Here is a 7,885-nt window from a genome sequence, read left to right as displayed (position 1 = left end):
CGAGAAGGGCTATGGTGCTAAGCCAAGCCCTTCTTTCTTTCGGTTCCCCCTTTGGGAGGATCCCTAGAAATTGGAAAGGAAATCTTTGGTTCCCCTTTGGGAGGATCCAATGAGCTCAGTGCTGCCAAAGCTGGCTCTGACGTTGGGAGATCCGGCGGGGATTGGACCGGAAATTGTGCTCAAGGCCCTGGCGGATCCCCAAGTGCAGGCCTGCGCCCAGATAACCGTAGTAGGCGAGCGGCAGGTTTTGCAGGCTGCCCACCGCCTCTTGAAAGCAAAAGGGGTAACGGATCCCTTAGCCGACCCAGCAGGGATCCCAGTCCTGGAGTGCCCCAGCGGCTTCCACCTAGAGCCCTCGCGCGTGGGTCGGGGGGATGCCCAGAGCGGGGCAGCCAGCTTTGGCTACCTGAAAGCAGCTATTGAAGAAGCGCTGCGGGGGCAGTTCCAAGGGATCGTGACCGCCCCCATCGCCAAATACCTCTGGCACCAGGCGGGCTACCCCTTTCCCGGTCAGACCGAAGTCCTGGCCCAGCTCAGCGGGCGCGAGCGCTACGGCATGCTGTTTGTGGCCCGTTCCCCCCACAGCGGCTGGCAGCTCCGAGTTCTGCTGGCCACCACCCATATTCCCTTGCGCCAGGTGCCCCTCACCCTTACCCCCGAACTGGTGCGCACAAAGCTGGACCTGCTGGCGGAATCCCTGCGCCAGCTCTTTGCAATTGCTGATCCCGTCATTGCCGTGGCTGGCCTCAACCCCCATGCCGGCGAACAGGGGCAACTGGGCTCAGAGGAGCAGGAGTGGCTGGCGGAGCTGCTAAGTAGTTATCCCCACGCCAAAATCTGGGGGCCCCTCCCCCCCGATACCATGTGGCTGGCTCCCGCCCAGGCTTGGTATGGCCAAGGATCCCCCGCCGTGGCCGACGCCTACCTGGCCCTCTACCACGACCAAGGCCTGATCCCTGTAAAACTGCTGGCGTTTGACCGGGCCGTCAACCTGACCCTGGGGCTGCCCTTCATCCGCACCTCCCCCGACCACGGCACCGCCTTTGCCATAGCCGGGCAAGGGGTGGCCCGGGCCGAGAGCCTCAAGCAGGCCATCCTGCTGGCAGCCGAGTTGGCCCTTAGCTCCGCCGCAGCGTCTCGATCCCTTCAGGGCTAGCAATAATGGCCTCCGTGGCCATGCCGATAAACAGGCCGTGCTCCACCACCCCCACCGTTCCCTTGAGTTGCTCAGCCAGCTTGGCTGGATCGGCGATGGGGCCAAACTGGCAGTCGAGGATGTAGTGCTGCTCGTCGGTGAGGTAGGGATCCCCGTCGGCATTGCGCCGCAGCACCGCCTGACAGCCCAGGGCCTCCACCCGCGCTAGGGTCGTCTTCCAGCCAAAGCGCACCACCTCCACCGGCACCGGAAAGCGCGTGCCCAAATGCGGCACCTTCTTGGAGGCATCGGCAATAATGATGAGCTCGGCAGCGCTGGCCTCCACCAATTTTTCCCGCAGCAGGGCTCCCCCCGCTCCTTTGATTAGGTTGAGGGATCCCACTTCAATTTCATCGGCGCCGTCAATGGCCAAATCTAGGCGCGGCTGCTCCTCCAGCGTGGCCAGCGGGATCCCTAGCGAGCGGGCTTGTTCCGCTGTGCGCTCCGAGGTGGGCACCCCGATAAACTGCAGCCCCTCCTTTTGCATCCGCTCCGCCAGGGCGCTCACGGCAAAAGCGGCTGTGGATCCCGTGCCCAGGCCCACCACCATGCCCGACTGAACCTTTTGAGCTGCCGCCTGGGCCGCCGCCTGTTTTAGCTCATCTGCACTGGCCATAGTCCAACCAGATTATCTTACCGTCCACTCCAGCTAAAGCCTGGCAGTGCCTCCACCACCTGGCCAAAGAGATCGTAGGGCTCGGCCCGTGTAATCTGCACCGGCACCAGGGATCCCAGGGATCCCGGCCCGCGCACGTACACCACCCCGTCCACCTCAGGGGCAAAGCGGGGGGAGCGGCCAATCCACTCGCCAGTGCGGGGGTTTTCCTGCTCCAGGAGCACAGGCACCACCCGGCCCACCTGCTCGCGGTTGCGGCGGAAGGCGATCCCTTGCTGCAGTTGCATTAGGCGGGCGCGGCGCTCTTTTTTGACGCGCTCAGGCACTGGGTGGGGGAGGTGGTAGGCGGGGGTACCTTCCTCAGGAGAAAAAGTAAACACCCCCACATGGTCAAATTGGTGGCGCTGCACAAAGTCCAACAGATGCTGGAAGTGCTCCTCCGTCTCGCCGGGAAAGCCCACAATAAAGCTGGTGCGCAGCACAGCGTTGGGCAGCGCCTGGCGCAGCCACTCGATTAACCGGTCGTTGACCTGGCCCTGCCAGGGGCGGTTCATGGCCTTGAGGATCTCGGGATGGCTGTGCTGCAGCGGCAGATCCAGATAGAGCAAGAAATTGGGGGTCTCCTGAATGGCCTCCACCACCGCTGGGGTGATGCCCGTGGGGTAGGCGTAGAGCATGCGGATCCAGGGAATGGGAACCTGGCCTAGGGCGCGGATGAGCTCGGCCAGCCGTGGCTCCCCGTACAGGTCGATCCCGTAGTTGGTGGTGATCTGGGAAATGAGGATGAGCTCCTGCACCCCTTCTGCAGCCAGCTGTTCTGCTTCCCGCAGGATAGACTCGATGGAGCGGGAGCGTTGCTTGCCCCGCAGGTGGGGGATGATGCAGAAAGAGCAGCGATAGTCACACCCTTCAGCTACCCGCAGGTAGGCCACCGGCGCGTGGGTGGTGCGATAGCGGGGGACGGTCTCATCGGCAATGTAGTCCAAGCTGGAGGTAACGGCGTTAACCCGCTCTCCCCGCTCCACCCGCTCAATCACCTGGACAATTTGGTGGTAGTCGCTAGTGCCCACAATGGCCACTGCCTCCGGGATCTCCCGCAGCAGCTCCTCTTGGAAGTGTTGCGCCAAGCAGCCGGCGATGATGATCTTCTTGCCCTGTACCGCCAGCTCCATCAGGGTGCTGACCGACTCCCGCCGCGCCGCCTCGATGAAGCTGCAGGTGTTGACGATAACGTAGTCGGCGCTGTCTTCATCCCCTTCCACCCGGTAGCCCGCCTGGGCCAGCAGACCCATCATGTGTTCTGTGTCCACCCGGTTTTTCTCACAGCCCAGGTGCACAACGGCAACGGCCGGTGCTTCCTTTGGAGGAGCGACAGGGCCGCGAGAGGGTGTAGGCAAAGCGGTCTCCAACCGGTTCATAGCCACAGGAGAGGCCGAGAAAATGGCGACACCAGAAATTAAAGCTTTCTTATTCTAGTTCTAGTTGGGCTTCGCTTCTGAAGGCGGGGAGGAGGATCGTCTGCCCACCAGCTCAATCGGCCTACCCCCCAAGTTGAACCCACACCAAGCCAAGAGCTACAGCCACTGCCAGACCGCTGGCCGCCCAACTGCAGGGATCCCCTGCCCTCTCTTCTGGGAGCAAGGGCGCTTTTCCATAGCCTCGCAGACGCAGGGCCTGATAGACGCGCTCAGAGCGCTCATAGCTGCGCACTAGGAGAGTGCCTACGGCAGCAGCCAGGAAGGGCAGGTCTTGGCGCAAGGCCGGGCCCGGGCGCCACAGGGATCCCCGCGGTTGCCAGCCCCTCAAGCGGGCTGCTCGTTGCATCTGCTGCCACTGGGCGCCTATCTCCTGCAAATAGCGCTGCGTCAACCAGGCCAGTTCCAGCAGGAGGTCGGGGATCCCTACAGCCCGCAGGGCTGCCAGCAGGGCTGGCAGAGGGGTGGTCTCCACCAGCAGCGTTGCCAGCGCCAATAGGGCCAGGCTGCGCCCGCCAAGGCAGAGCGCCCTCTCCAGCCCCTCCCAGCGCAAAGCTAGGGATCCCCAGCGCCAGAGGATGGTATCTCCCACAACTAGGGGTAGAAGGGCAACGAAGGCGATGAGCAAAGCGCCTGGAGCAGCCAGCCGTCTTAGCCCTTGGCGCAGGGGCAACCCGGAGAGCGCCCAGAGAAGAGCCACCAGCACCCAGACTAGGGGCAGCAAGGTTAAGCGCTGCACCTGGGCGCAAGCTGCCATCAGGGCTCCTAGGCCCACCAGCTTGGGCAAAGGCCGCCAGCGGCGCAGCCAAGCGGGGGAGGGAGGGAGGGGAGCGGGTGGGGAGAACTGCCTTCCCCTGAGGTCCGGGGAGATGACGACCTCGGCCCTATCTTTTGGCATCTTCTCCCAACAGATCCGGTTGCACCCGCTGCAAAAACCGCACCACCCAACGGGTAAACAGCCCCTCCACCGCTGCCAGAGGGAGGTGGGCCATCACCAAGCTGCCCAAGGCCAAGCGCTCTGCTTGGGTGGAGACCGTCCCCTCGCCTAGGAGAGCAGCCATGAGCACCCCATAGAAGAGCAGCGCCGCCAGCCCCACCCCCGCCGCTCCCGCCCAGAAGGCCGCCAACCCAGCTCCCATTAGCTGCCGGCCTGCCCGAAAGATCCCCCCTGCCAAGAGCGCCGGGATCCCCATAATGGCGGCGTTGATCCCCAGCGTGGTCAGCCCCCCGTGGCCAAAAGCCACCGCCTGGAAAAACAGGCCCACCACAATTGCCGGGTAGGCCAAGACCCCCAACAGCACGCCCAACAAGCCATTGAGCAGCAGGTGTAGGCTGGCCGGAGGAAAAGGCAGGTGAAGGGAGGAGGCAACAAAAAAGGCGGCGGTCAGCAGCGCCGCTTTGGGGAGTTGGCGGCGGGGATCCTTTTCCAAGCGCTGGAGGAGGTGTAGGCTCCAACCCGTCAGCAGGGCAGTGATGCCATACCCCCCCAGCCAAAGCGGTGCTGGCAGAAGGCCCTCGCTGATGTGCATGGCTAGTCCTGGCTCAAAGCGGCAGCACCCCCTGGGGAGTCGGGGAGTTCTGGGCCTTGGGAGGGACGGGGCCGGGAGAAAAACAGGGCCGTACCCAAGCACCCCCAGAGGATGCAGGCAGCCATAACCCCCCGCTGCAGAGGGCCAAAGGAGGAGCCGTTGGGGATCCCCTCTGCCTGCATAGCCGCTTCGCCCACCGGCACATTCACCACCACGCCGTGGCCGGCCTGGCGAATGCGCACCTGCCACAGCCCCTTGAGCTCAGGATCCGGCTGCAGCAGAAATCGCCCCTGCTCATCCGTTTGCCCTTCCTGCCAAGGGGTGGTGGGATGGGTGGGTGCAAACACCGTAACGCGGGCAGAACGCAGCGGCTCGCCGGAATCGTAGCGGGCTTGGATCTCGAAAGTGGGAACGGCCCGCCAAGAGGCCTCCACCCCATGAGCCCAAGCCGGAGTAGACAAGAGCAGGCCGCAGGCCAGCCAGCTCAGTTGCCAGTAAGTGTAGAAAGGGAGGCGCTTTGGCCAGACTAAGTGCATCGGTCGGCAAAAGTAGAGGACAATCTCTCGACTGCAAAAGCCACCCAAGCTTGAGGGCAAAGACCTAAGGTCAAGATCCCGTCCTGTCGAGGCGGTCAGAGGACGCGCGGCAGTGGCCCTCCCCCACGTGGCCCAAGTTCTGCAGGATCTCCAAGAGGGTTTTGGACGCCGTCCCACTTTCCTGCAGGTCATCCCAGACCAGAGGGTCGGATCCCCCCTTTAGCCGCTGCTCCAGAGAGAGGGGATCCAGCTTCACCAGGGGGGCAAACCCCAGCGCCACCCGATTGAGGTCATCTTCCGGCGGTAGGCTGCCATCCCCAAACAGATGGTCAAAGTGGAAAGTCGCTTCCAGATCCGCCACCTGGCCCGCCTGGACAAAGCCCTTGCGCGCTTCCCCCACATACTCGCCGCAGACAAAGGCCAGCTCGGCGCTGAACTTGAGCACAAAGGGGATCCCCTCTCCCTCCCCTTTTGCTGGCCGGGCTTTGCCCTCAATCCAGAGGGAGTAGCCCTTGGCCGGCCCCTCCGCTGCCGGCACCAGGCGCCAAGCCAAGGCGTTGTAGTGGCCAGGGGGAGCTTCCAGGGATCCCAGCAGAACCCGTTCTGCCCCCGCCGCTGGCACCAAATCCACCGTGAGAGGGCCTGTCAGGCTGACCAGGGCCTTGGCCCGCAGCTCCTCCTCCCCTTGCGGATCAAAAGGGGGATCTGTCTGGTAGGCCGTGACATCTGCCAGCGTCACGTACACATGCTCAAACTGCAGTGCCCAGCCGTCCTTGGAGACCAGCCCCTCCCGCACGAATGCTTCGCCGTTGGCCCATAGCTCCAGCGTGCCTTTGGCCGAGGCAGAGATCGCCTGCGGCTCCCTGATCCCCTCCCGTTTTGCCGCCGGGCGACAAGCGGTTATCCCAGAGGCCAGCCCCAGGGCCACCAGAGCAAAAACTACCCCTTTGGCTAAGGGATCCCTGAAGGAAATGACCCACAAGGGAGAGAGGAGTTGCTTCACCTAGAGTTCGGCCAGCGCTACTGACCTAGCCAAACACAAACTTTCGGGGCACCACAATCCCCCGCTGGGGCATCTTGCTACTCCTGCGCCAGGTTTCCAGCCCGCACCCAGCCCTCTTGCCCGTTCTGCCGCCGGATGCGCTGCCACCGGCCATCGGCGCTGTACTCCAACACCGTCACCACCTCGTTCATGGGCACACCACCGATGTAGGCCCCTTCCCGGTCGGGAGTGGCTCGCAGCGCCAAACCAATTGGCTCGATCACCCGCCCCTGTGAGCCGGGGGCAATGTTTGTTGCTGCCGAAAGCCGAGTCGGCAAAGGAGTAGGGTCAGGCGTGGATTCGACTGTAGAAGTTGCAGAAGTTGTGGCTGAAGCAACCTCTGTCGCCCCTTCCACAGGGCCCAAATTGCCCGCCCGCACCCAGCCCTCTTGACCGTTCAACTCCCGCCGCACCCGTTGCCAGCGGCCATCGGCGCTGTACTCCAGCACCGTCACCGTTTCCCCCGCCACAATTCCCCCTTGGTAGGCTCCATCAGCAGAAGGCTGGCTGCGAATGGCCAGGCCAATCGGCTCAATCACCCGCCCGCGGCTGCCGGGAGGAAAGGTCTCAGGGTCGATGGTGCCCGCCGCCGGCAAGGACTCTGTCCCACTGATGCGAACAAAGGGGGGAGAAGGCAAACTTGTCGGGCTGGGCAAGGGAGCCGGGCGCACCGCCCGCTGAAATTGGGGTGGAGCAGGGGGAGCCAACATTGGGGCAAGGAGCTGCCACAACTGCCAGCCCAAGGCCGCCAAGGCCCCAACGGAAACACTCAGCACCATCAAGGAGCCAAAGGGGAGGATCCCAGAGGCAGGAGAGGAACGGCCTCGCATCCGCTGGTTAACCATCCACTACCCCTCCCCGCCAAGTCAGCAGCAAGAATCCACAGACGAGACGCTCTCCTCGCTGACAAGCGGGGGCTTACAGTCATCAAAGCGCTCGCATCTCAATCATTCGATCATTTATAACATCTTCAGCTAGAAACCGCAGGAGCCCCGTCCTGTACCCGTAGGGTCAGGGCCGGGAGGAATGCGGATAACGTATAGTTGCAACATGACCCAAGTTTTAACTATCTCCTGCAAGCTCAAGGTATCTGCGTCACAAGCCGCCAAGCTGGATGCGACTCTGGATGCTTTTGCACAAGCATTAAACTGGGTTAACCAAAACACGCCAGAGAAGATAGTCAACGCTATTAAGCTCCAATCCCTTTGCTACCGCGAGATTCGGGCGCGGTTTGGTCTCTCCAGCAATAAGGACTCTGTCCCGCTAGCGCGAGTGGCACAACAGGTAGGCAGAAGGTTAGCCGCTGCCCGCAAGGTTGCTCAGCAGAAAAACCGTTCAGTCATAGCGTTTAAGGGTGGCTTTGTCACGTATGACGCCCGCATCTTCTTTTTCCGTGAGAGGGGCTGGACAGTATCGCTGACCACCGTCGAGGGACGCGAACGCTTTGAGCTGGATGTTGGCTCCTACTAGCGGGGCAGGCTCACAGGCTCTC

Annotated in this window: 8 protein-coding genes and 1 pseudogene; 2 read left to right on the top strand and 7 right to left on the bottom strand. The window is 63.0% G+C overall.

Annotation, left to right across the window (positions count from 1 at the left end; genetic code table 11):
• The first annotated feature begins 109 nt into the window (after positions 1-109).
• A complete protein-coding gene (pdxA, locus tag NW845_RS11725) occupies positions 110-1,156 on the top strand; it encodes a 4-hydroxythreonine-4-phosphate dehydrogenase PdxA (protein ID WP_414378666.1) in 1,047 nt (348 codons plus the stop codon).
• Here pdxA and rpiA read toward each other — a convergent pair.
• The 7 genes from rpiA to NW845_RS11690 all read right to left on the bottom strand — a co-directional run bounded on the left by rpiA (position 1,119) and on the right by NW845_RS11690 (position 7,238).
• On the bottom strand, positions 1,119-1,811 hold the full coding sequence (gene rpiA, locus NW845_RS11720; protein ID WP_414378665.1) for a ribose-5-phosphate isomerase RpiA: 693 nt from the start codon (positions 1,809-1,811) through the stop codon (positions 1,119-1,121). The genes pdxA and rpiA overlap by 38 nt on opposite strands.
• Before the next feature lie 17 nt (positions 1,812-1,828).
• Positions 1,829-3,208 (bottom strand): 30S ribosomal protein S12 methylthiotransferase RimO, encoded by a 1,380-nt coding sequence (gene rimO, locus NW845_RS11715; protein WP_414378664.1) that lies wholly within the window; start codon positions 3,206-3,208, stop codon positions 1,829-1,831.
• Positions 3,209-3,350: 142 nt separating this feature from the next.
• Positions 3,351-4,184 (bottom strand): cobalt ECF transporter T component CbiQ, encoded by an 834-nt coding sequence (gene cbiQ, locus NW845_RS11710; RefSeq protein ID WP_414378663.1) that lies wholly within the window; start codon positions 4,182-4,184, stop codon positions 3,351-3,353.
• Positions 4,171-4,815: a cobalt transporter CbiM gene (cbiM, locus tag NW845_RS11705; protein ID WP_414378662.1), complete on the bottom strand. Its 645-nt coding sequence runs from the start codon at positions 4,813-4,815 to the stop codon at positions 4,171-4,173. The genes cbiQ and cbiM overlap by 14 nt, the downstream gene beginning before the upstream one ends.
• Positions 4,816-4,817: 2 nt before the next feature.
• Positions 4,818-5,351: a hypothetical protein gene (locus NW845_RS11700; protein WP_414366555.1), complete on the bottom strand. Its 534-nt coding sequence runs from the start codon at positions 5,349-5,351 to the stop codon at positions 4,818-4,820.
• A 70-nt stretch (positions 5,352-5,421) separates the two neighbouring features.
• Complete coding sequence (locus tag NW845_RS11695) at positions 5,422-6,354, bottom strand: hypothetical protein (protein WP_414378661.1); 933 nt, start codon at positions 6,352-6,354, stop codon at positions 5,422-5,424.
• Between the two features lie 77 nt (positions 6,355-6,431).
• On the bottom strand, positions 6,432-7,238 hold the full coding sequence (locus NW845_RS11690; protein ID WP_414366559.1) for an SH3 domain-containing protein: 807 nt from the start codon (positions 7,236-7,238) through the stop codon (positions 6,432-6,434).
• Positions 7,239-7,443: 205 nt separating this feature from the next.
• Between NW845_RS11690 and NW845_RS11685 the strand changes: the two are divergent.
• A pseudogene (locus tag NW845_RS11685) lies at positions 7,444-7,860 on the top strand (RNA-guided endonuclease TnpB family protein); the annotation flags it as partial.
• Positions 7,861-7,885: the final 25 nt, after the last annotated feature.

The organism is Synechococcus sp. H60.2 (assembly GCF_047462315.1).
In the GTDB taxonomy this organism is placed as follows: Bacteria; Cyanobacteriota; Cyanobacteriia; order Thermostichales; family Thermostichaceae; genus Thermostichus.
This window is presented reverse-complemented; position numbering and strand designations above follow the sequence as displayed.

What these genes read in the sequence shown, in the direction of transcription:
- cbiQ (WP_414378663.1), bottom strand. Translation starts at nt 4,184, where the DNA reads ATGCCAAAAGATAGGGCCGAGGTCGTCATCTCCCCGGACCTCAGGGGA.
- pdxA (WP_414378666.1), top strand. Translation starts at nt 110, where the DNA reads ATGAGCTCAGTGCTGCCAAAGCTGGCTCTGACGTTGGGAGATCCGGCG.
- NW845_RS11700 (WP_414366555.1), bottom strand. Translation starts at nt 5,351, where the DNA reads ATGCACTTAGTCTGGCCAAAGCGCCTCCCTTTCTACACTTACTGGCAA.
- cbiM (WP_414378662.1), bottom strand. Translation starts at nt 4,815, where the DNA reads ATGCACATCAGCGAGGGCCTTCTGCCAGCACCGCTTTGGCTGGGGGGG.
- NW845_RS11690 (WP_414366559.1), bottom strand. Translation starts at nt 7,238, where the DNA reads ATGGTTAACCAGCGGATGCGAGGCCGTTCCTCTCCTGCCTCTGGGATC.
- rpiA (WP_414378665.1), bottom strand. Translation starts at nt 1,811, where the DNA reads ATGGCCAGTGCAGATGAGCTAAAACAGGCGGCGGCCCAGGCGGCAGCT.